We start from the raw sequence: 22,501 nt of genomic DNA on the forward strand, positions 1-22,501 counted from the left end.
CGCTGTGCGGCGGCGCTGCGGGCTCGGGGCCCGGCCGTGCTGCCTGCCGTGGTCTCTGCCAGGGGCTCGGGCGTCGCGGTCCCCGGCAGTCAGGTACAGGATGAGAGCCTAGCTCATTGTTACCTGTACTCACAATGAACAAGGTCCTGATATTGTTCCCGGTATGGATTCCCCCGACCCCGACGGCCTGCTCGCCGAACAGCTGCTGCGGCTGACTCGCAGGCTTCAGCGCATCCAGAGCCGTCAGCTGGGGCCGATCGGCATCACGCCCGCGCAGTTCCGGCTGCTGCGCACCGTCGCTCACTATGACGGTCCCCCTCGGATGGCGGATCTCGCACAGCGTCTCGATGTCGTCCCCCGCGCCGTGACCACGCTGGTCGACGGGCTGGAGGCCAGCGGCAGGGTGCGCCGGGCCCCCGATCCGGACAGCCGCCGGGTGGTCCGGATCGAGATCACGGACGAGGGCATCGCCACGCTGCGGTCGCTGCGCAACGCGCGCCGCGCGGCCGCAGAGGAGATCCTGGCTCCACTGACCGCCGATCAGCGCGAGGTGCTCGGCGGTCTGCTGACCGCTCTGGTCAACGGAATGCCGGAGCGCAGCTGCTGACCGAGTGCGAAGCGTCGCGCAGAGCCGCCGAGGGGATCTGGACATGCCATTGCTGGAACCGAACCCGGAATCCCTGCGCCCCGGCCCGGCCCGGCCTCCGTCCCACGACCGGGTTCCCGACGCACAGGCGCCGGGCACACCGGAGCCGCTGCGGGGCGAGCTGACCGCGCTCCTGGGCCCGCAGAAGGTCCTCTGGAAGATTTCCGACCTGGTGAGGTACGCCTCGGACGCCAGTCCGTACCGGTTCGTTCCGCAGGTCGTCGTCGTGCCCGAGGACATCGACGACATCTCCGCGATCCTCTCGTACGCCCACGGGAAGGGTCGCCATGTGGTTTTCCGGGCCGCCGGCACCAGCCTGAACGGGCAGGCACAGGGCGAGGACATCCTCGTCGACGTACGACAGCACTGGGCGGGCATCGAGGTCCTGGACGGGGGCGCGCGGGCCCGGATCCGCCCGGGGACGACGGTCATGCGGGCGAACGCCACGCTCGCCCGGCACGGACGGCTGCTGGGGCCGGACCCGGCGAGCGCGATCGCCTGCACGATCGGGGGCGTGGTCGCCAACAACGCCTCCGGGATGACCGCCGGCACCACCCGGAATTCGTACCGCACCGTCTCCTCCCTGACCTTCGTGCTGCCCAGCGGCACGGTGGTGGACACCGGCGGCCCCGCCGCGGACGAGGACCTGGCGCACGCGGAGCCGCGGCTCTGCGAGGGGCTGCTCTCCCTGAAGGCGGAGATCGAGGCCGATACCGCGCTCACTGCCCGGATCCGGGCCAAGTACGAGATCAAGAACACCAACGGCTACCGGCTCGACGCCTTCCTGGACGGTACGACGCCGGTGGAGATCCTGCGCGGTCTCATGGTCGGCTCGGAGGGGACGTTCGGTTTCATCTCCGAGGTCGTCTTCGACACGCTGCCGCTGGACCGGAGGATCTCCACCGCGCTTCTGTTCTTCCCCTCCCTGACTGCGGCCGCGGCAGCCGTCCCGCTGTTCAACGAGGCGGGCGCCATCGCCGTGGAGCTGATGGACGGCAACACCCTGCGCGCTTCGGTCAGCGTCAAGGGGGTGCCGGCGGACTGGGCGGGGCTGCCCAGGGAGACCGCGGCGCTGCTGGTGGAGTTCCGCGCTCCGGACGAGCCGGGCCAGGAGGCGTACGAGGAGGCGGCGGCCTCGGTCGTGCGGCAGCTGGAGCTGGTGCGGCCCGTCACCTCGGTCACCAACGAGTTCACCCGGGACGCCCGGACCATCTCCGGTTATTGGAAGGCCCGCAAGGCCTTCGTCACCGCCGTCGGCGGCTCCCGGCCGTCCGGTACGACGCTGATCACGGAGGACTTCGCGGTCCCGCCCTCCCGGCTGGCCGATGCCTGCGAAGCGCTGCTGAGCCTTCAGGCAGAGCACGGTTTCGATGCCGCCGTCGCGGGCCACGCGGCGCACGGCAATCTCCACTTCCTGCTGGCGTTCGACGCGGCGAAGCAGTCCGACGTCGACCGGTACGCCGCCTTCATGGCGGACTTCTGCCGGCTCACCGTGGAGCGGTTCGACGGATCGCTCAAGGCGGAACACGCCACCGGCCGCAACATCGCGCCCTTCCTGGAGCTGGAGTGGGGAGCGCGGGCGACCGAGCTGATGTGGCGTACGAAGCAGGTCATCGACCCCGACGGCGTGCTGGCGCCCCGGATCGTGCTCGACCGCGACCCGAAGGCCCATCTGCGCGGGCTGAAGACCATTCCCGAGGTCGAGGCGGTGGCCGACCCCTGCATCGAATGCGGATTCTGCGAGCCGACCTGCCCCAGCCACGACCTCACCACCACGCCGCGCCAGCGCATCGTGCTCCGCCGCGAGATGATGCGGCAGCCGGGCGGTTCACCGGTGGAGGCGGGGCTGCTCGACGCCTACGGCTACGACGCCGTCGACACCTGCGCGGGCGACTCCACGTGCAAGCTCGCCTGCCCCGTCGGCATCGACACGGGCGCCATGATGAAGGACTTCCGCCACCGACGGCACTCCGCGCGCGAGGAGCGGATCGCCGCGCTCACCGCGAAGAACTTCCGCGGCGTCGAGGCAGCGGCCAGGCTGGCGGTCGCCGCGGCCGACCGGATCGGCGACCGGCTGCTCCAGGGAGTCACCCGTCTCGCCCGCAGGGCCGTGCGCCCCGATCTGGTACCGGAATGGCTGCCGGAGATCCCGGGCGCGGCCGCCCGGAAACTGCCCCGCACCTCCCGGGTGGGGGCGAGCGCGGTCTACTACCCGGCTTGCGTCAACCGCATCTTCGGCGGCCCCGAGGGGCATCATGGCCCCTCGCTCCCCCAGGCCGTGGTCCTCGTCTCGGCCCGGGCGGGCAAGCCCGTCTGGATTCCGGAGGATGTCGCGGGCACCTGCTGCGCGACGATCTGGCACTCCAAGGGGTACGACGCGGGGAACGCGGTGATGGCCAACCGGATCGTCGAGGCCGCCTGGGGCTGGACCGCCGGTGGAAAGCTGCCCCTGGTCGTCGACGCCTCCTCGTGCACGCTGGGCATCGCCCACGAGGTGGTGCCGTATCTGACCGAGGAGAACCGGGAGTTGCACCGGGAGCTGACGGTGGTCGACTCGCTGGTCTGGGCGGCCGACGAGCTCCTGCCGGAGCTGACGGTGCTGAGGAGGACCGGTTCGGCGGTTCTGCACCCCACGTGCTCGATGGAGCATCTCGACGACGTCGGCCAGTTGCGCTCGGTCGCGGAAGCCTGCGCGGAGGAGGTCGTGATCCCCGACGACGCCGCATGCTGCGGCTTCGCGGGCGACCGGGGCATGCTGCACAAGGAACTGACGGACTCGGCCACGGCGAAGGAGGCCGCCGAGGTGAACGCCCGGGAGTACGACACATATCTGTGCGCGAACCGCATGTGCGAGATCGGGATGGACCGGGCTACGGGGCGCTCCTACCATTCGGCGCTGATGGAGCTGGAGCGGGCGACCCGGCCCGGGCCGCCCTGATCCTGCTCCGTCAGGCCTTGAGGGCGGCGCGGTCGCCCATCACCACGACAGGCTTCTGCTTCGGGTCCAGGGTGCGCAGCAGCTTCACCATGGCGGCCTTCGGCAGACTCACACAGGCCGACGTGCCACTGCCGTGGTCCATGTGGAGCCAGATGCTGCCGCCTTTGGACTGCCCCTCGGGGCGCGTCGGGTCGTTGGGCGCGGTGCCCTTGACGCGGTTGTAGTCGATGGCGATGACGTAGTCGAAGTCGTGCCAGTAGGGCTTGGCCCAGTAGCGGGGGGCCTGGATGGCAGCCGATTCGCTGTACGGGAGCAGGGCGCCCGGGTCGGGCAGTGCACCGCCCGCGTCGGTGAGGGTGAACACGCCGACCGGGGAACGCTTGTCGTCCTCGTGGTGGTCGGTGGTCCAGCCCTTGCGGCCGTTGTGGGCCTTCCAGTCGGCGGTCTTGTCCCAGGTGGAGCCGGTACGGGTGTAGAGGACGACGGTGGAGTCCGCGGAGTTTCTGCCTGCGCCGTAGACCGCGACGACCTGGCGGGAGTCGTGCGGGATCTTCGACTGCAGCCGGTCACCGACGTCCGGGATGCGTTTCAGGTCGGTCGTCGCCGCTTCCTCGTTGCCCTTCCGGGCATCGGCCGACCTCGCGTCCCCCTTCTTCGGGTCCTGTCCCTCGCCGCACGACGTCAAGGTCGTGAGCAGGACACCGCAGGCGGCCGCCGAGGCCACCACTCGTACCGCACCGGCTATACGCATCCGTCCATGCTCGCACCACCCGGCGTCCGGGGGCGCCCTCGCCGGCGGGGTCCGGCTGATGCGTGCCCAATCTTTACTCCGTGGAAGGGCCGGCGCTGCCGGCATCCACGGGGCGCGGCGATACCCGGCGCGGTCCCGGGGCCCAGGAGTGCCCGACGTCCAGGGGGCTCGGCGCTGCCCCGTTCACGGGCTCGGCGCTGCCCCGCGTTCACTGGGCTCGGCGCGTAAAAGCGTTTGCCTCGGTCCCTGCCGGGAGCGAGGCTTGGACGGTTTGGTTCCCCCACACGCTCTCCCCACGTGCTTCTGGAGATCCCTCGCGGATCTCAGCTCCTTCCGATCTTTTGGGACGTCATGCAAATTCGCGATCTTCCGTACTCGGATCCCGGCGATCCCGACGTCCGGTCGGGCCCTCGCTTCCTGCTCTGGCTCGGCCGCAACCAGATCCGCGGACAGCTCAAGTCCATGTCGTGGGGCCTGCTGCACCAGTGCTCCATCGCCGGACTGCCGCTCGCCGTGGGATTCGCCGTCCAGTCGGTCGTCGACCGGTCCGGCGGACGCCTGGCTCTGGCCGGCGGCATGATCGCGGTGCTCGGCGTGCTGATCGCGGTGGGCGACACCATGCTCCACCGGACCGCCGTCACCAACTGGATCACCGCCGCTGCCCGGGTCCAGCAGTTGCTGGCCCGCAAGACCGCCGAGCTGGGCTCGGCGCTGACCCGCCGGGTCGCCGCGGGCGAGGTCGTCGCGGTGTCCACCGGTGACGTGGAGAAGATCGGCTGGTTCGTCGAGGCGCTCTCCCGCTTCGCCGCGGCTGCTGCGGCCCTCGTGATCATCTGTGTCGGGCTCGTCCTCTATCTGCCCTCGCTCGGCGTGCTCGTGGCGCTCGCCATGCCACTGCTCGCCCTGGGCGTACTGCCGTTGCTGCCCCGGGCCACCCGCCGCGCCGATGTCCAGCGCGAGAAGGCGGGCAAGGCCACCGAGCTGGCGTCCGACACGGTGGCCGGGCTGCGCGTGCTGCGCGGCATCGGCGGCGAGGAGCTGTTCCTCGGCCGCTACCGGCGTGCCTCTCAGGAGGTCCGCGAGGCGGCGGTGCGCAGTGCGCGGATGTGGTCGCTGATCTCGGCGATCCAGGTGCTCCTGCCGGGCGTCCTGCTGATCTCGCTGGTCACCTACGGGGCCACGCTGGCCCGGGACGGGAAGATCGACGTCGGTCAGCTCGTGACGGTGTACAGCGCGGCGACCCTGCTGCTGTTCCCGTTGCGGCACTTCGAGGAGATCGCCATGGCGTACTCCTTCTCGCGGCCGTCCGCGCAGCGCGCGGTGCGGGTCCTCTCCCTGAGCCGGGTCGCGCGGCCGTCCACGGTCGACGCCGCTGCGGCCGGCGACCTGTACGACCCGGCCACCGGTCTGATGGCTCCGGAGGGCCTGTTCACCGCAGTGGTCTGCGGAGATCCGGACGAGGCGGGCAGGCTCGCCGACCGGCTCGGCGGCCATGCCCAGCCGGCCGTGGCGCAGGAGGGCGAGGCGGCGGACGCAGCGGTTCCCGCGCTTCCCTCGGTCCTGCTCGGAGGCGTACCTCTGGACGAACTGGAGCTCGACGCCGCCCGGACCGCCGTCCTGGTCCAGGACAAGGACCCGGTACTGCTCTCCGGCACGCTGCGTGAACTGCTCGACGTGCCGTCGTCCGGCAGGGTCGCCGCCGCGGACGCGCTGGCCGCCGCGCAGTGCGGTGATGTCCTGGACGCGCTCGCGCAGGCGTCCGTCGACGCGGACGGCGACCCCATGAGCACCCGGATCACGGAACGCGGCCGGTCGCTGTCCGGCGGCCAGCGTCAGCGGCTCGCCCTGGCCCGGTCGCTGGTGACGGACCCCGAGGCCCTGGTCCTCGACGAGCCGACGTCCGCCGTCGACTCGCACACCGAGGCGCGGGTCGCCGAGGACATCAAGGAGTTGCGCAGCGGCCGTACGACGGTGGCGTTCGCCTCGTCCCCACTGCTGCTCGACCTGGCGGACCGGGTGGCGCTGGTCCACGGCGGCACCGTGGTGGCGGTCGGCACCCACCGTGAACTGCTGCGCGACGAACCGCGCTACCGCGCGGTCGTCACCCGTGAGACCGACGACGAGATCGTCGCGGCGGGTCCGCACAACGAAGACATCGGCACGATCCGCACGATCGAGGAAATCGAGGAGAGGGCATGATCGGCGTCGCACCACCGGCGTACGACCCGGCCGCCCCGGAGTCGGCGACGACCCTGCCGGTCGGCACCCCCACGACCGTACGCACCTACGTCCGCGAGCTGATGCGGCGCCACCGGCGGCCGTTCGTCGTGGTCACGGTGCTCAACTGCATCGCGGTGATCTCTTCGATCGCGGGCCCGTACCTGCTGGGCGGGCTGGTCGAGGACCTGTCGGAGGGGGTCACCGATCTTCATCTGGAGCGCACCGCCGCGGTGTTCGCACTGGCGCTGGTCGTCCAGACCGTCGTCACCAGGATGATGCGGCTGCGCAGCGCGATGCTGGGCGAGGAGATGCTGGCCGATCTGCGCGAGGACTTTCTCGTACGGTCGGTCCGGCTGCCGCCGGGCGTACTGGAGCGTGCGGGGACGGGCGACCTGCTGTCCCGGATCACCACGGACATCGACCGGCTCGCCAACGCCATGCGTGAGGCCGTGCCGCAGCTGGCCATCGGGGTGGTGTGGGCGGGGCTGCTGCTCGCCGCGCTCGCCGTCACCGCTCCCCCGCTGGCGCTCTCGGTACTCATCGCCCTGCCCGTGCTGATCATCGGCTGTCGGTGGTACTTCCGGCGGGCGCCGTCGGCGTACCGCTCGGAGGCGGCCGGCTACGCGTCGGTCGCGGCGATGCTCGCGGAGACGGTCGACGCCGGACGGACCGTGGAGGCGCACCGGCTGGGGGCGCGGCGGGTCGCCCTGTCGGACCGGCGGATCAAGGAGTGGACGGCATGGGAGCGGTACACGCTGTTCCTGCGGTCCGTGCTCTTCCCCGTCATCAACGTCACGTACGTGACGATTCTCGGCGCGGTCCTGATGCTCGGCGGCTGGTTCGTCATCGAGGGCTGGCTCACTGTCGGTCAGCTGACGACGGGCGCGCTGCTCGCACAGATGATGGTCGATCCGATCGGCCTGATCCTGCGCTGGTACGACGAGTTGCAGGTCGCCCAGGTGTCGCTGGCACGCCTCGTGGGGGTCCGCGAGATCGAACCGGACGCGGGCGACGACGGGGTGGCGCCGGACGGCCGCGAGGTGCGTGCCGAGGAGGTCCACTTCGGCTACCGCGCCGGTCTCGACGTGCTGCACAAGGTGTCGCTGGACGTCGCTCCCGGTACGCGGATGGCGCTGGTCGGGCCGTCCGGGGCGGGCAAGTCCACGCTGGGCCGGCTGCTGGCGGGGATCTACGCCCCGCGGACCGGTGAAGTCACGCTGGGCGGTGCGCGGCTGTCACAGATGACGGCGGAACGGGTCCGTACGCAGGTGGCCCTGGTCAACCAGGAGCACCATGTGTTCGTCGGATCGTTGCGGGACAATCTGCTGCTGGCCCGTACGGGCGCCGGGGACGCGGAGCTGTGGGCCTCGCTGGCCGCGGTGGACGCGGACGGCTGGGCGAGGGCCCTCGACGAGGGGCTCGACTCCGAGGTCGGCTCGGGCGGTCTGGTGCTCACCCCGGCGCAGGCGCAGCAGATCGCGCTGGCCCGGCTGGTGCTGGCCGATCCGCACACCCTGGTGCTGGACGAGGCGACGTCGCTGCTGGACCCGCGCGCGGCCCGTCATCTGGAGCGTTCGCTGGCCCGGGTGCTGGACGGTCGTACGGTCGTGGCGATCGCCCACCGGCTGCACACGGCGCACGACGCGGATGTGATCGCCGTCGTCGAGCAGGGCCGGATCAGTGAACTGGGCAGCCATGACGAGCTGGTGGCGGCGAACGGCGCGTACGCGGCGCTGTGGCGGTCCTGGCACGGCTGACCTGCGGGGCTGATGACGCACGGCGGGCGGGCTCGGTCTCCTGAGCCCGCCCGCCGTGGTTCCGGTCGCATGGCGTCGGCGTCAGCCGTGCCGCCCCACCGCGACCGGTTCGCCGCCCTCTTCGGATGCGGCCGTGTCGCCGGCTCCGCCGGGAAGGGACTGCGCGGCCACCGTCACCGTGGCAGTGGCCGCCTTGCGCGGCCGGAGCAGGACCACGGACACGAGTGCGGCGAGCAGCGTGAGGGCTGCGGCCACGATCAGGCACAGGTGGAGGCCGTCGAGGAAGGCGTCGCTCACGGCGCCCAGGGCCTGGCCGGTGTGGGCGCCGAGGTCCATGCGGGCGACCGCGCCGAGCCCGCCCTCGCGGGCGGCCCCCACCATGCCCTGCCGGGCTTCTTCCGTGATGCCGGCGTCGGCGAGGTGGGCGGGGAAGGTGTGGAGGGCCCGGGCGGTGAGCAGGGCTCCCAGGACGGCCGGGCCGAGTGCGCCGCCGATCTGGCGGAAGGCGTTGTTGCCGGCTGCGGCCATGCCCGCCAGGTGGTGGGGCACCGAGGCGACCGCGGTCGCCGTCATCGGCGTCAGGATGCCGCCCATCCCGAGCCCGAGCAGGGCCAGCCGCCATGCGAGGGAGAGGAACGACGTGTCCGCGTCGAGGGTGGTCATCGAGATCAGCGCGCCGGAGACGACGAGCAGTCCGGCAGTGATCAGGGTGCGGGCCGGAATCCGGTGCATGAGACGTGAGACGGGACCGCCGACGACGATGGAGGTGGCTGTGACCACGAACAGGCGCCATGCGGCCTGAAGGGTATCGAGCTGCTGCACCATGCCGAAGTAGAGGCTGAGCAGGAAGAAGAAGCCGATGAGCGCCAGGAACGTGATCATCGCGACGAGAGTCGTGGCTGTGAACGCCGGGCTGCGGAACAGCGCCGGATCCAGCATCGGGCTGTCGCTGCGCCGCTCCGCCCCGACGAAGGCGACCGCGCCTGCCACGGCGACGAACAGGGCCACCAGGACCTGCACATCGGTGAAGGAACCGGCGCCGCCCTCGATCACGCCGTACACCAGCGCGGTGATCGCCACCGCTGCCGTGAGCTGTCCCGGCCAGTCGAGCCGTCGCCCGTGCGGGGCGCTCGAATCCGGCAGCAGCCGCGCGGCGACGGCCATCGCGAGCAGCGAGACGGGAATGACCAGGAGGTAGATCCACCGCCAGCCCGCGTGGCCCAGGACGACTCCGGCGACCAGCGGGCCGACGGCCAGTGCCATCAGGAGCGAGGTGGCCCACAGGCCGATGAATTTGCCGCGCTCCCGGTGGTCGGGCACCGCGTGGCTGATGAGAGCCAGCGTCGTGGGCAACAGCGCGGCCGCACCGAGACCGGCAAGAGCCTGGCCGGCCCACAACACCTGGATCGAGGGGGCGGCGAGCGCGACGGCGGCGCCGACGGCGGAGAGCAACAGACCTGCCTGGAAGACCTTCTTGCGCCCGTGGACGTCGCCGACCACGCCGGCCGTCAGGATGAACGCGGCCATGGGCAGGACGAACGCGTCCTGCACCCAGGACAGTTGCGCCGTCGATGCGTCCAGCGCCCCCTGGATGGCGGGCAGGCTCACGGCGACGGTGGTCACCGGCAGGTAGGCGACGAAGACGCCCAGGCAGGCCATGACCAGCGTGGCCGTCCGCCGGTCGGGCCGGCTGCTCGCCGAGGGTGAGACGTTCAAGGAAGCACTCCTTTGCGACGCGATGCGCCGCGGTTGATGTCCAGCGGGGTTCCGTCCACCCGGGCGTCGACTGCCCGGACGCGCCGTTCGCACCGGTGCGGGCGAGGGCCGGGAAACGTCAGGCCCTGGCTGCGGACAGTTCCGCGCCCCAGCATCGGTGAGACCTCGCGGAATCAACGAAGCGGCAGCACGGTCACAGAGAAAACCTCCATTTTGGCGAATCCTCGTGACATCCTTCTTCCGTGCTCGACGACACGGACATGAAAATCCTCCGCACGCTCCATCACGCGCCACGTGCCCCGTTCCGGCTCATCGGGGAGGTGTGCGGGGTTTCGGAGCAGACGGCGGCCCGCCGCTATCAGGCCCTGCGCCGCGCCGGCGTGATGCGGGTCGTGGGACTGGTCGATCCCGCCGTACACGGTGAGGCGCAGTGGGTCGCCCGCATCCGCTGCCGTCCCGACCGGGTCGCTCCGCTCGCCGACTCTCTCGCCCGGCGCCCCGACATCGCCTACGTCGGCATCGCCTCGGGCGGCTCGGAGATCATCTGCGTCATCCGCTCACCGCTCCGCGCACCGCGCGAGGACATGCTGCTCCAGCAGCTTCCCCGGTCCACTGCCGTACTCGACGTGAGCATCGATCTGCTCATCCACCCCTTCGGCACCCCCGGAACGGCGGGCTGGACCGGTTACGGCGGGCATCTGACCGCCGAGCAGGAGCAGCGGCTGTCGGACAGCACGTCGCCGGTCGTGGCCGGCCCGCTCCTCCCCCTCACCGCCGAGGACGGCCCTCTGCTCGACGCACTCGCCGAGGACGGGCGCACCTCGCACACGCGACTGGCCGAGGTCACCGGCTGGTCCAAGGGCCGCGTCGCCCGCCGGCTGGAGACTCTCGAGGCCTCCGGCACCCTCTCGTACGACATCGACCTGCTGCCGGAGCATCTCGGCTACCACCTCAACGCGACTCTCTGGCTGCGCGTCGCCCCCGCGCGCCTGGAACGCACCGGAGACGAGATCGCCCGTCACGAAGAGGTCGCGTTCGCCGGCGCCACCAGTGGCGACCACAACATGATGGCCATCGTCATCTGCCGCGACGCCGAGGAGTTCTACCGCTATCTGACCACGCGCCTCGCCGCCACCCCCGGCATCGACGCCTACGGGGTCAGCATCCGGATGCGGCGCCTGAAGCAGGCGGCCTCCCTCATCTCCCACGGGCGTCTGGTCCCTCCCGCACCCGCGTAGGGACAGGGCACCACGTCAGATGAAGTTCATGGCGGCGGCCCCGCCGACTCCTCCGAGCACCATGAACATCGGCATCAGCACCTTCAGCTCCACCCAGCTGCCGGCCCTGAAGCGCATGACCTTCGGCGGCCCGATCGGGTACCACCGCTTGCGTCCGACCGGGATGGGCCACAGGATCGGGCAGCCGGAGACGGTCAGTGCGTCACCGATGTCGTGGACGAGGGCTCCGAGCACGATGGGCAGGCCGAGCCAGAGGTACTCCTGGCCGGGGGCGTCGAACAGCCAGTCCGAGCCGTTGCCCGGTTTGTCCAGGACGCCGGCGAGAATCCAGGCGCTGGTCGCGCCGAGCAGCCACACCAGTACGTCGCTGGACACCCGGGCGGCCCGCCAGAGCAGTCCCTCGACGGCGAGCACCAGGTGGACGAAGAGTATGGCCAGCACCGCCCACCGGCCGCCGGTGACCGCCGCCGCGGAAGCGCCCCCGCCGATCAGGACCGCCCACAGCCAGGTGTGGGTCAGTGTCCGATGGCCACCGTTGCGGTTCGAGTCGCCCCGCAGTTTGGTCGCCTTGTAGACGGCGTGCGAGAGCTTGTCGACGATTTCGCAGAGTCCGCGGGAGATCGGTCCGAAAGCGCGCGAGATGGTCGCCGACTTGTGGTCGAGGTCCGGGGCGAGCGCCGCACCCGCGGTGATCAGCGCGCCGACGACCAGGACGGGCCACGGCATCGTGTGGCCCGCGGCGGCCGCGGCCGCGCCCACCCCCAGCCAGGCCGCTGCCCCTGACAGAGAGTGTGCCGGTCCCATCATGGCTGTTTCCGCCCCCGTAGGTGTCATGAGGTGCGACAGGTGTTGCCTGTGCGCGGGTTCCGGCCATCATCGGTGTGGTGCGGCCGAGTTGAGAGGGCAGCGTATCGTCCGTGATCTTCGTACCGTCGTCCGGTTCCCTCATCGGGGTGGAAGACAGGCAAGATGGGGGCGTGACCCTTATCGATCAGCTGCCCCCGACCGACGACCCCGACGCCCTCTTCGAGGCTTTCTCGTCATGGACCGAGACGCAGGGGATCACCCTCTATCCCGCTCAGGAGGAGGCGCTGATCGAGGTGGTCTCCGGGGCCAACGTGATCCTTTCCACCCCCACCGGATCCGGGAAGAGCCTGGTCGCGGCAGGTGCGCACTTCACCGCCCTGGCCCAGGACAAGGTCACTTTCTACACCGCTCCGATCAAGGCCCTGGTCTCGGAGAAGTTCTTCGACCTGTGCAAGCTGTTCGGCACGGAGAACGTCGGGATGCTCACCGGCGACGCCTCGGTCAACGCGGACGCCCCGGTGATCTGCTGCACCGCCGAGGTGCTGGCCTCCATCGCGCTGCGTGACGGGAAGTACGCGGACATCGGCCAGGTCGTCATGGACGAGTTCCACTTCTACGCGGAGCAGGACCGCGGCTGGGCGTGGCAGATTCCGATCCTGGAGCTGCCGCAGGCCCAGTTCATCCTGATGTCGGCCACGCTCGGTGACGTCAGGATGTTCGAGGAGGACCTGACCCGCCGTACCGGCCGCCCCACCTCCGTGGTGCGCTCGGCGACCCGGCCGGTCCCACTGAGCTACGAGTACCGGCTGACACCGATCACCGAGACGATCACCGAGCTCCTGGACACCCGGCAGTCGCCCGTCTACATCGTGCACTTCACCCAGGCCGCGGCGGTCGAGCGGGCACAGTCGCTGATGAGCATCAACATGTGCACCAAGGAGGAGAAGGAGAAGATCGCCGATCTCATCGGCAACTTCCGCTTCACCACCAAGTTCGGCCAGAACCTCTCCCGTTACGTACGACACGGTATCGGTGTGCACCACGCGGGCATGCTCCCGAAGTACCGCCGCCTGGTCGAGAAGCTGGCGCAGGCGGGGCTGCTGAAGGTCATCTGCGGTACGGACACGCTCGGCGTCGGGGTCAACGTCCCCATTCGCACCGTGCTGTTCACCGCCCTCACCAAGTACGACGGCACCCGGGTGCGGACACTGCGCGCACGCGAGTTCCACCAGATCGCGGGCCGGGCCGGCCGGGCGGGCTTCGACACGGCGGGCTTCGTCGTGGCCCAGGCCCCGGAACACGTCGTCGAGAACGAAAAGGCGGTCAAGAAGGCCGGCGACGACCCGAAGAAGAAGCGCAAGGTCGTCCGCAAGAAGGCCCCCGAAGGCTTCGTCGCCTGGTCGGAGACCACGTTCGACAAGTTGATCCAGTCCGATCCGGAGCCGCTCACCTCCCGTTTCCGGGTGACCCACACCATGCTTCTGTCGGTGATCGCGCGTCCCGGCAACGCCTTCGACGCGATGCGGCATCTACTGGAGGACAACCACGAGCCGCGCAAGGCGCAGCTGCGCCACATCCGCCGGGCGATCGCGATCTACCGGTCGCTGCTGGACGGCGGTGTCGTGGAGCGGCTCGACAAGCCCGACGCGGAGGGCCGCATCGTGCGGCTCACCGTCGATCTGCAGCAGGACTTCGCGCTGAACCAGCCACTGTCCACGTTCGCGCTCGCCGCGTTCGAGCTGTTGGACGCCGACTCGCCGTCGTACGCGCTGGACATGGTCTCGGTGGTGGAGTCGACGCTCGACGACCCGCGCCAGATCCTGGCCGCGCAGCAGAACAAGGCGCGCGGCGAGGCGGTCGGACAGATGAAGGCCGACGGCATCGAGTACGAGGAGCGGATGGAGCTCCTCCAGGAGGTCACGTACCCGAAGCCGCTGGGCGAACTGCTGTGGCACGCGTACGACGTCTACCGTCAGAGCCACCCGTGGGTGAGCGATCACCCGGTGTCGCCGAAGTCGGTCATCCGTGACATGTACGAACGCGCCATGACGTTCACCGAGTTCACGTCGAACTACGAACTGGCGCGCACCGAGGGCATCGTGCTGCGCTATCTGGCGAGCGCGTACAAGGCGCTGGAGCACACCATTCCGGACGACATCAAGTCCGAGGACCTGGAGGATCTCATCGCCTGGCTCGGCGAGATGGTCCGGCAGGTCGACTCCAGTCTGCTCGACGAGTGGGAGCAGCTCGCCAATCCCGAGGTGGAGACGGCCGAGCAGGCGCAGGAGCGGGCCGACGAGGTCAAGCCGGTCACGGCCAACGCCCGCGCCTTCCGCGTGCTGGTGCGCAACGCGATGTTCCGCCGGGTGGAGCTGGCCGCGCTGGACCGCGTCCGCGACCTGGGCGAGCTGGACGGGGACGCGGGCTGGGACGAGGACGCGTGGGGCGAGGCCATGGACGCCTACTGGGACGAGTACGAGGAGCTGGGCACCGGGCCCGACGCCCGCGGTCCGAAGCTGCTGAAGATCGACGAGGACGCCGAGCACGGCCTGTGGCGCGTCCGGCAGACGTTCGCCGACCCGAACGGCGACCATGACTGGGGCATCAGCGCCGAGGTCGATCTGGCCGCGTCCGACGAGGAGGGCCGGGCGGTTCTCCGGGTCACCTCCGTGGGCCAGTTGTGAGCGCGTCCGTACCGACGGCGCCGCTGCGAGAGTGGAGAGGAACCGCATGACGAACCCCGCCGAGCGCCTGGTCGACCTGCTCGACCTGGAGCGGATCGAGGTCAACATCTTCCGCGGCCGCAGTCCCGAGGAGTCCCTCCAGCGGGTCTTCGGCGGGCAGGTCGCGGGCCAGGCGCTGGTCGCGGCGGGCCGCACCACGGACGGCGACCGGCCGGTGCATTCACTGCACGCCTACTTCCTGCGGCCGGGCCGTCCCGGGGTGCCGATCGTCTACGAGGTGGAGCGGGTCAGGGACGGCCGGTCGTTCACCACGCGCCGGGTGACGGCCGTGCAGCAGGGCAGGACGATCTTCAATCTGACGGCGTCCTTCCACCGCCCGGAGGAGGCCGGATTCGAGCACCAGTTGCCGCCGGCCCGTGTGGTGCCGGATCCGGAGGAGCTGCCCACGGTCGCCGAAGAGGTGAGCGAGCACCTGGGCGGTCTGCCGGAGGCCCTGGAGCGGATGGCGCGGCGTCAGCCCTTCGACATCCGCTACGTCGACCGGCTGCGCTGGACGCAGGAGGAGATCAAGGACGCGGACCCGCGCAGCGCGGTATGGATGCGCGCGGTCGGCCCGCTCGGTGACGACCCGCTGGTGCACACCTGTGCGCTGACCTACGCCAGCGACATGACGCTGCTGGACGCGGTGCGCATCCCGGTGGAGCCGCTGTGGGGGCCGCGCGGCTTCGACATGGCGTCGCTGGACCACGCGATGTGGTTCCACCGTCCGTTCCGGGCGGACGAGTGGTTCCTGTACGACCAGGAGTCGCCGGTGGCGACGGGCGGGCGGGGGCTGGCGCGCGGCAGGATCTACGACCGCGAGGGCAATCTGCTGGTGTCGGTGGTGCAGGAGGGCCTGTTCCGGCGGCTGGGTGAGCGGCCGTCCTGACGGCTCAGGTGCCCGGCAGGGGGTCCTGCTCGACGTCGTGACGGCGGGTGCGGATGTCGGGCGGCGCCGGGTGCAGCTTCGCGTCGCAGGTGGGTCCGAGACCGGTGCGGCGCGAGGCCGTGCCGGTGAGGGGGCGGCCGCACACGCGGCAGCGCACGACGCGGCGCCCGGCGGCCGTGGCGTCGGCGCCGGGCAGTTGCCCGGCGTCAGGGGCGGGGGCTGGATCCGGTGACTCCACGTACTCATCCTAGGATTCGGACTCCCCGCCCGCGCAACCGAGGAGCCGTACGTGCCGAGCACCTTCAAAGTGGCGGCCCTGCCGAAGCCGAGCAAGGCCAGGCCCGAGCCCCTGCCCGGTGTGGCCGAGGGCTTCGAACACGTCGTCGTCGACGCGTCGAGGGGCCCCTTCCACGTGTTCGCCTACCTGGAGCGCGAGTTGCCGCCCGGCGGCATACCCGCGTACCTCACGGCGCGCAAGGACGGCGCCCGCTCCTTCGTGCTGTGGGCCGAGCCGGAGCGCCGCACCCGGCTGGCCACGCTCGTCACCACCTCGGCGGGCGGCGGCGTGGCGGAGTACCAGGTGTGGGGCGGGCAGGGCGAGCTGATCGGCACCTTCGTCCGGGAGAAGGCGCTGTCCGGGAAAGGGCTGCGCACGCGCTGGACCGTCAACCAGGCCGGCTGCCCGGCGGCCGTCGGGTTCAAGGGCCGGATCTTCTGGTGGTACGTGTGGTGGCCGCTGTTCCCGCTCTGGGTACTCATCGCGGTGGGAAGTCTCTTCAACGGCGGCGGCGACGTGCCGCGCGGACCACGGCGCATCGTGTGGCGCGCCGGCGACGATGCGCCGCTGGAGTACCGGTCCGACGACGAGGTCGTCGCGCATGCCCCCTGGGTCGACCTCCGGCTCGCGGCCGCGCTCACGGCGGTGGTCCGCTCGTTCGACAGCTGGCTCGGCACACCGTGGGACGACAGGAAGAAGTGACCGCACCAGGACCGGACCGGCGCCGTCGCAGGCCGGCCGCCGCACCCTCGCACCGTTAGGCCGTTGGATGGATACCGCGGGCCCCTGTCGGCCCCGGGCGCGCGCCTGACCGCCCTGCCGCACCCCGGCCGCGGAAGGTGGTCGCGCGCGGTGTTCCGCGGGCCGCGACCACAGCCCACGGCACCGGAGGGACGGCGTCGAGGGAGGTGCGGCCATGACGGCCGATCAGGTGCTCATGGGCCTGGGACTGATCGTGGTGCTGGCGGTCGGTTCGCAACTGCTGGCGAACCGGCTGCGCGTGCCCGCACTGCTCGTCCTCCTTCCGGTCGGCTTCACCGCCGGGGCGCTCACCGACAACGTCGACCCCGAGCGCCTGCTGGGCGCCGCATTCTCCCCGCTCGTTTCTCTGGCGGTGGCGGTGATCCTTTACGACGCCGGGCTGGGCCTGGACCTCCAACGGCTGAAGGGTCACACGCGCCGGGTCGTACACCGGCTGCTCTGGCTCGGGACGGTGCTCACCGTGGTGTCCGCCGCGCTGTTCGCCGTGCCGGTTCTGGACATGTCGATGGGGGCGGCGGTGATGCTCGCCTCGATCCTGGTCGTCTCCGGGCCCACCGTCGTGGGTCCACTGCTCAACTTCGTCCGGCCCACCGAGCGGCTGCAGCGCATCCTCATCTGGGAGGGCTCGCTGATCGACCCGGTGGGCGGCATCCTCGGGGCCTTCGTCTTCCACGGAGTCATGGCCGCCGACGGCCACCACCACTTCGGCAGCCAGTTCGGGGAGTTCGCGGTCAGTGCCGCAGTCGGCCTGGCCGGTGGCGTGGCCGGGGCGGCGCTGCTGTGGCTGCTGCTGAGCCGGGTGCGGATGAGCGAGGAGCTGGGTACCTCGGTACAGGTCGCCGCGGTCATCGGCGTTGCGGCGGCCTGCGACATGCTGCGCGACGACACGGGGCTGATCTCGGCGGTCGTCATGGGAATGGCCATGGCCAATCTGCCCGGTCTGGACATCCCGGCCAGACGCCCGTTCTTCGACACGCTGGTCTCCCTGGTCATCGGACTGCTGTTCGTCTCCATCTCGGCCACGGTCACCCCTTCGTCGCTTCGGCACGTGGTGCTGCCGGCGCTCGCCCTGGTCGCTCTGCTCGTCCTCGTCACCAGGCCCCTGGTGGCCCATCTGGCGACGCTGCGTACCGATGTGCCGCGCGGGGAACGGTGGTTCATCGGCTGGATGGCCCCGCGCGGCATCGTCGCCGCGGCCACGGCGTCCACGTTCTCGGCCGAGCTGACCGACCGGGGCGTCACGGGCGGCGAGCGCATCCTGCCCGCCACCTTCGTCGTGATCGTCGCCACGGTCATGCTGTACGGCCTGACGGCGTTTCCGGTCGCCCGCAGGCTCGGGGTGCTGCGTCCGGCCCGGTCCCGGCCGTTGCTCGTCGGCGGCGCACCGTGGGCCGTCGACCTGGCCGGTGCGCTGGGTTCGGCAGGGCTGGACGTCCTGATGTGGGCGGGCGCCGACCGTGAGCGGGAGCGGATCACGGAGGCAGGGCTGAAGCTGGCACCCGGTGAACTGCTCGCCTCGGCCACCGGCGCCGGTGCGGAGCTCGAGGGGATCACCGGAGTGCTGCTCCTCACGGGCGAGGACGACTTCAACGCCCTCGCCGCAACGACGCTCCGCGAGAGCGTCGAGGGCCCGGTGCACCGGCTCGCGTCCCCCTCCGCGAGCCACGGGGTGGTCGCGCCCTACACCGGCGGCGAGTCGCTGTTCGGCGCCGCTCTCACCGGCCCCGAACTCTCCCGCAGGTACGAGGCCGGTGCCCGCGTGGTGGCGCGGCCGGCCGGCGGCACTCTGCCGTCCGGTCACGCTCTGCTGTTCGTGGTGGATCCGGACGGGCGGCTCACCCCGGTCACGGACGCCCGGACCCCCGTCCCGGGCGCGGGCGACACCGTCATCCTTCTGAGCCCGCCCGCCGGCGCGCTCACCGGCTGACCACGGCCGCGCGGCCGGCGCCCGTGAGCCGTGCGCATGCCCCGGACCACCCCACCGTGACACCGCCCTGGGCAACGCCGTCAGGGCGGGCGACCACACAGATCACCCAGCCGAGGAGACAACGAACATGCCGGCCGAACCCGCCGGGGCGCCCGCCGCCCAGCCGCCCGATCCCGCCACCATGGTCCGCACCCGCGGTTACGCGGTCCTGCTGGTGATCGTGGCGGTGCTGGGGGTCCCGATCTCGGCGGGGGCCTTCGGCTTCCTCGCCCTCGTCTCCGAACTGCAGTCCCTGACGTACGACGACCTGCCCAAGGGCCTCGGCTTCGCCGGGACACCCTCGTGGTGGCCGGTGCCGCTGGTCGGCGTGGCGGGGCTGCTGACGGGGCTGGCCATCCGGTACCTCCCGGGCGAGGGCGGGCACAAACCGGCCGAGGGGCTGGTGAGTACGGGTGTGGCCCCGGCCGCGCAGCTGCCCGGTATCGCTCTCGCGGCCGTCGCCTCCCTCGGGCTCGGCGCGGTACTCGGCCCCGAGGCCCCGCTCATCGCTCTGGGAGGGGGCGTGGCCGTGTACGCGGTCCGGCTGATCAAGCCGGACATCGAGCCGGGGGCGAGCGCCCTGGTGGGGGCCGCGGGCAGCTTCGCCGCCGTCAGCGCCCTGCTGGGGTCGCCGCTCCTCGGTGCGTTCCTGCTGATGGAGGCCTCGGGGCTGGCCGGGATGATGCTGGGGGTGTCCCTCGTGCCCGGGCTGCTGGCGGCCGGGATCGGTGCGCTGATCTTCACCGGCCTCGGCTCGTGGACGGGGCTGGGGACGTACTCCCTGGCGCTGCACGAAGTGCCTCCGGCCGACGGTCCCACCGTCGCCGAATTCGGCTGGGCCGTCGCGCTGGGGCTGGGGGCCGCGCTCGCCGGGGCGGGAATTCACCGGCTGGCGCTGTTCCTTCAGCCGCGGGTCGAGCGGCGACGGGTGGTGGCCACCCTGGGGATGGGCCTGGTCGTCGGTGTCCTCGCGCTCGTGTACGCCGAGATCACCGGCGACTCCGCCTCACAGGTGCTGTACTCGGGCGAGCATGCGCTGGACCCGCTGCTGGCCGACTCCGCACGGTACTCGGCGGCCACCCTGGTGGTGCTCGTCGTCTGCAAGTCGCTGGCCTACTGCGCTTCCTTGAGCGCCTTTCGGGGCGGCCCCGTCTTTCCGGCCATGTTCGCCGGGGCGGCGGGCGGCCTCGCGCTTTCCCATCTCCCGGGGCTGAACCCGACCTCCGGATTCGCCATGGGAATCGGGGCGATGTGCGTGGCGATGCTGAAGCTGCCGATGACGTCGGTGCTGCTGGCCACGCTGCTGCTGGGGTCCGAGGGGCTCACCGTCATGCCTCTGGTGATCGTCTCGGTGGTGGTCTCCTACGTCGTCACACTCAGAATCACTCCCCCGCCGGCAGCGTTCGCCACGAAGCCACCCGCGCCGTAGCGAGCGCTGCCGGCCCAGCAGCCTGCCCTCAGACCCGTTCGCGCTCCCCGGGGCTCGCGCAGAGCGCCCAGATGACGAAGATGTCCAGCGCGATGAGAACGATGGACCACAGCGGATAATGCGGCAGCCATGCGAAGTTGGCGAGGGCGGCGAGTCCGGCGAGTACGACGCCGACGGCACGCGCCCAGAACGCCCCGGTGAACAGGGCGCAGCCGGCCAGGACGATCAGGATGCCGAGAATGAGGTGGATCCATCCCCACCCGGTCAGGTTGAACTGGAACACGTAGTTGCGCGTGGTGACGAAGACGTCGTCCTTGGCGATGGCGGAGATCCCCTGGAAGATCGCCATGGCCCCGCCGAAGATCATCAGGATGGCGGCGAAGGCGGTCCAGCCCGTCCGGAACGGGTGGTGGGAGTCCCTGGGAGCGGCAGGCGCCGCTCCGGGGTGGTTGCTGGTACTGGCCATGTCGGCCTCCTCGGGTAGCAGAATCACCCGGCAGGACCGAGCAGCCCCGCCGGGCGTCCTCGATAACAGCGTGGCACGGGGGCGGGTGACCGGCACCACGAGCGGTGCACGCCGGGCCCCCGGGGCAGCGCGAGGACCATCTCATGTCAGAGATAGAATCTCTGACATGAGAGAAGTGGGAGAGCCCGAGGCCACGGCCGTGGAGGCAGGGCTCGCAGCGCGGCTCGGCGGTCTACGGGGCGAGCGCGGCTGGTCGCTCGACGAGCTGGCCCGGCGCAGCGGGCTGAGCCGCTCGACGCTCTCGCGGCTCGAACGCGGCGAGCTGAGCCCGACGGCCGCCCAGCTCGGCCGGCTGTGCAGCGTGTACGAGCGGACCATGTCCCGGCTGCTGCAGGAAGTGGAGGCGCAACCGCCGCAGCTCGTCCCCGCCGAAAGTCAGACGGTGTGGCGGGACGAGGCGACGGGCTTCGTCCGCAGATCCGTCTCGCCTCCGCACGCCGGTCTGCGGGCGGAGGTGATCGAGGGCATTCTCGGCCCGGATGCCGACATCGCGTACGAAGGTCCGCCCGTCCCGGAACTGGAACAGCACATCTGGGTCCTGGAGGGCACGCTGGAGGTCGCCGTCGACGACACGGTGCACACGGTCGGCCCGGGCGACTGCCTGCGGTTCCGGCTGCGCGGCCCTTCGCGATTCCGCTGTCCCGGCCCGGATCGGGTCCGTTACGCACTGATGATCGTCACACCGTGAAAGGACCTTGCCGCATGACCGAGATCGTTCAGGCGTCCGGACCCGAACTGGTCACGTACGCCGATGAGCTGGCCGCACTCCTCGTGGAAACGGTCGACGGCGGATCGTCCGTGGGGTTCCTCGCCCCGCTCGACCGGGACGCGGCCGCGTGCTGGTGGCGGGAGCGCGCCGCGTCCGTGGACGCGGGCCGTCACCTGGTGTGGCTGGCCCGGGACGGTGAACGGATCGCGGGGACCATCGGCCTCGCCCGGGCGCCGCTGCCCAATGCCCGGCACCGCGCGGAGGTGGCCAAGCTGATGGTCCGTCCGTCGGCTCGGGGCCGGGGGCTCGGAAGGCAGTTGCTGGACGCGGCCGAACGTTCGGCGGCGGGGGACGGCGTGACGCTGCTGGTCCTGGACACCGAGAGCGGAAGTCCGGCCGAGCGGCTGTACCGCTCGGCGGGCTGGACGGAGTGCGGCTCCGTTCCGGACTACGCCGCCGATCCGGCCGGCGTCCTGAAGCCGACCACCTTCTACTTCAAGGCGATCGGCCCGGCCGGCCCGGCGTCCGCCCGCGCCTCGAGCCCGGCTTCGCACCGATGAACCCGCGGGCGCGACAATGGCCACGGAAGACACCGACGAGGAGATATCCATGACGCTGCACGACATCCCGCTCCACACCCTCACCGGCGAGCCGACCACGCTGGGCGCCTACCGCGGCCAGGCGGTGCTGCTGGTCAACGTCGCCTCCAAGTGCGGCCTGACCCCGCAGTACGCCGGTCTCGAACGGCTCCAGAAGGAGTACGGGGACCGGGGCTTCACCGTGCTCGGCGTGCCCTGCAACCAGTTCGGCGGCCAGGAGCCCGGGAGCTCCGAGGAGATCCGGACGTTCTGCTCGACGACGTACGGGGTGAGCTTCCCGCTGCTGGCGAAGACCGACGTCAACGGCTCGGGCCGGCATCCGCTCTACGCGGCGCTCACCCAGCTCGCGGACGCGGACGGCGAGGCCGGTGACATCCAGTGGAACTTCGAGAAGTTCCTCATCTCCCCGGCGGGCGAGCCGGTCGCCCGGATCCGCCCCCGCACGGAGCCCGAGGCCCCGGAGGTCGTGGCGGCCATCGAGGCGCAGCTCCCTGCCTGAGCACCGGGCCGGTGCGACTAGGCCCCGTCCCTGTCGCGACGGCAGGGAC

Annotated in this window: 18 protein-coding genes; 13 read left to right on the plus strand and 5 right to left on the minus strand. The window is 71.2% G+C overall.

From position 1 onward, the window contains the following. Nucleotides 1–163: 163 nt before the first annotated feature. Nucleotides 164–607: a MarR family transcriptional regulator gene (locus ABZ434_RS12240; RefSeq protein WP_359134603.1), complete on the plus strand. Its 444-nt coding sequence runs from the start codon at nucleotides 164–166 to the stop codon at nucleotides 605–607. A 43-nt stretch (nucleotides 608–650) separates the two neighbouring features. Further along, entirely contained in the window at nucleotides 651–3,584 is a 2,934-nt protein-coding gene (locus ABZ434_RS12245) for an FAD-binding and (Fe-S)-binding domain-containing protein (RefSeq protein ID WP_359134605.1), read from the plus strand. A gap of 10 nt (nucleotides 3,585–3,594) precedes the next feature. Here ABZ434_RS12245 and ABZ434_RS12250 read toward each other — a convergent pair whose 3' ends face one another. Beyond that, nucleotides 3,595–4,335 (minus strand): L,D-transpeptidase family protein, encoded by a 741-nt coding sequence (locus ABZ434_RS12250; protein WP_359134606.1) that lies wholly within the window; start codon nucleotides 4,333–4,335, stop codon nucleotides 3,595–3,597. A 351-nt stretch (nucleotides 4,336–4,686) separates the two neighbouring features. Between ABZ434_RS12250 and ABZ434_RS12255 the strand changes: the two genes are divergently transcribed. Then, nucleotides 4,687–6,534 carry an ABC transporter ATP-binding protein gene (locus ABZ434_RS12255; protein ID WP_359134608.1) on the plus strand — a complete coding sequence of 616 codons (1,848 nt, stop codon included), beginning with the start codon at nucleotides 4,687–4,689 and terminating at the stop codon, nucleotides 6,532–6,534. Then, the gene (locus ABZ434_RS12260; protein WP_359134610.1) at nucleotides 6,531–8,312 is read left to right on the plus strand and encodes an ABC transporter ATP-binding protein; all 1,782 of its coding nucleotides are present in this window, start codon (nucleotides 6,531–6,533) and stop codon (nucleotides 8,310–8,312) included. The genes ABZ434_RS12255 and ABZ434_RS12260 overlap by 4 nt, the downstream gene beginning before the upstream one ends. A gap of 81 nt (nucleotides 8,313–8,393) precedes the next feature. Here the strand turns inward: ABZ434_RS12260 and ABZ434_RS12265 are convergent, their stop codons facing one another. Beyond that, nucleotides 8,394–9,971: an MFS transporter gene (locus ABZ434_RS12265; RefSeq protein ID WP_359134921.1), complete on the minus strand. Its 1,578-nt coding sequence runs from the start codon at nucleotides 9,969–9,971 to the stop codon at nucleotides 8,394–8,396. 299 nt (nucleotides 9,972–10,270) lie between these two features. Between ABZ434_RS12265 and ABZ434_RS12270 the strand changes: the two genes are divergently transcribed. Beyond that, the gene (locus ABZ434_RS12270; RefSeq protein ID WP_359134612.1) at nucleotides 10,271–11,266 is read left to right on the plus strand and encodes an AsnC family transcriptional regulator; all 996 of its coding nucleotides are present in this window, start codon (nucleotides 10,271–10,273) and stop codon (nucleotides 11,264–11,266) included. Between the two features lie 15 nt (nucleotides 11,267–11,281). Here ABZ434_RS12270 and ABZ434_RS12275 read toward each other — a convergent pair whose 3' ends face one another. Beyond that, on the minus strand, nucleotides 11,282–12,073 hold the full coding sequence (locus ABZ434_RS12275; protein ID WP_359134614.1) for a metal-dependent hydrolase: 792 nt from the start codon (nucleotides 12,071–12,073) through the stop codon (nucleotides 11,282–11,284). A gap of 170 nt (nucleotides 12,074–12,243) precedes the next feature. On the opposite strand from ABZ434_RS12275, the gene ABZ434_RS12280 reads away from it, so the two are divergent. Then, a complete protein-coding gene (locus ABZ434_RS12280) occupies nucleotides 12,244–14,757 on the plus strand; it encodes a DUF3516 domain-containing protein (RefSeq protein ID WP_359134616.1) in 2,514 nt (837 codons plus the stop codon). A gap of 46 nt (nucleotides 14,758–14,803) precedes the next feature. Further along, nucleotides 14,804–15,685 carry an acyl-CoA thioesterase II gene (locus ABZ434_RS12285; protein WP_359134618.1) on the plus strand — a complete coding sequence of 294 codons (882 nt, stop codon included), beginning with the start codon at nucleotides 14,804–14,806 and terminating at the stop codon, nucleotides 15,683–15,685. 4 nt (nucleotides 15,686–15,689) lie between these two features. Here the strand turns inward: ABZ434_RS12285 and ABZ434_RS12290 are convergent, their stop codons facing one another. Continuing rightward, nucleotides 15,690–15,881, minus strand: coding sequence for a DUF6011 domain-containing protein (locus ABZ434_RS12290; RefSeq protein ID WP_359134923.1), 192 nt, complete (start codon nucleotides 15,879–15,881; stop codon nucleotides 15,690–15,692). A 93-nt stretch (nucleotides 15,882–15,974) separates the two neighbouring features. On the opposite strand from ABZ434_RS12290, the gene ABZ434_RS12295 reads away from it, so the two are divergent. The 3 genes from ABZ434_RS12295 to ABZ434_RS12305 all read left to right on the plus strand — a co-directional run bounded on the left by ABZ434_RS12295 (nucleotide 15,975) and on the right by ABZ434_RS12305 (nucleotide 20,119). Beyond that, nucleotides 15,975–16,664, plus strand: coding sequence for a hypothetical protein (locus tag ABZ434_RS12295; protein WP_359134620.1), 690 nt, complete (start codon nucleotides 15,975–15,977; stop codon nucleotides 16,662–16,664). Nucleotides 16,665–16,878: 214 nt separating this feature from the next. Beyond that, the gene (locus ABZ434_RS12300; protein ID WP_359134622.1) at nucleotides 16,879–18,651 is read left to right on the plus strand and encodes a cation:proton antiporter; all 1,773 of its coding nucleotides are present in this window, start codon (nucleotides 16,879–16,881) and stop codon (nucleotides 18,649–18,651) included. 127 nt (nucleotides 18,652–18,778) lie between these two features. Further along, entirely contained in the window at nucleotides 18,779–20,119 is a 1,341-nt protein-coding gene (locus ABZ434_RS12305; RefSeq protein WP_359134624.1) for a chloride channel protein, read from the plus strand. Between the two features lie 28 nt (nucleotides 20,120–20,147). On the opposite strand, the gene ABZ434_RS12310 is transcribed toward ABZ434_RS12305, so the two are convergent. After that, a complete protein-coding gene (locus ABZ434_RS12310; RefSeq protein ID WP_359134626.1) occupies nucleotides 20,148–20,585 on the minus strand; it encodes a hypothetical protein in 438 nt (145 codons plus the stop codon). Nucleotides 20,586–20,751: 166 nt separating this feature from the next. Between ABZ434_RS12310 and ABZ434_RS12315 the strand changes: the two genes are divergently transcribed. The 3 genes from ABZ434_RS12315 to ABZ434_RS12325 are packed head-to-tail and all read left to right on the plus strand — an operon-like array spanning nucleotide 20,752 to nucleotide 22,452. Beyond that, entirely contained in the window at nucleotides 20,752–21,333 is a 582-nt protein-coding gene (locus ABZ434_RS12315) for an XRE family transcriptional regulator (RefSeq protein ID WP_359134628.1), read from the plus strand. A gap of 14 nt (nucleotides 21,334–21,347) precedes the next feature. Next, nucleotides 21,348–21,914, plus strand: a complete 567-nt coding sequence (locus tag ABZ434_RS12320; RefSeq protein WP_359134629.1) for a GNAT family N-acetyltransferase — start codon at nucleotides 21,348–21,350, stop codon at nucleotides 21,912–21,914. A 49-nt stretch (nucleotides 21,915–21,963) separates the two neighbouring features. After that, nucleotides 21,964–22,452, plus strand: a complete 489-nt coding sequence (locus ABZ434_RS12325) for a glutathione peroxidase (RefSeq protein WP_359134631.1) — start codon at nucleotides 21,964–21,966, stop codon at nucleotides 22,450–22,452. Nucleotides 22,453–22,501 lie beyond the last annotated feature (49 nt).

The sequence above is a fragment of the Streptomyces sp. NPDC005761 genome (genome assembly GCF_040630635.1).
Taxonomy (GTDB): domain Bacteria; phylum Actinomycetota; class Actinomycetes; order Streptomycetales; family Streptomycetaceae; genus Streptomyces.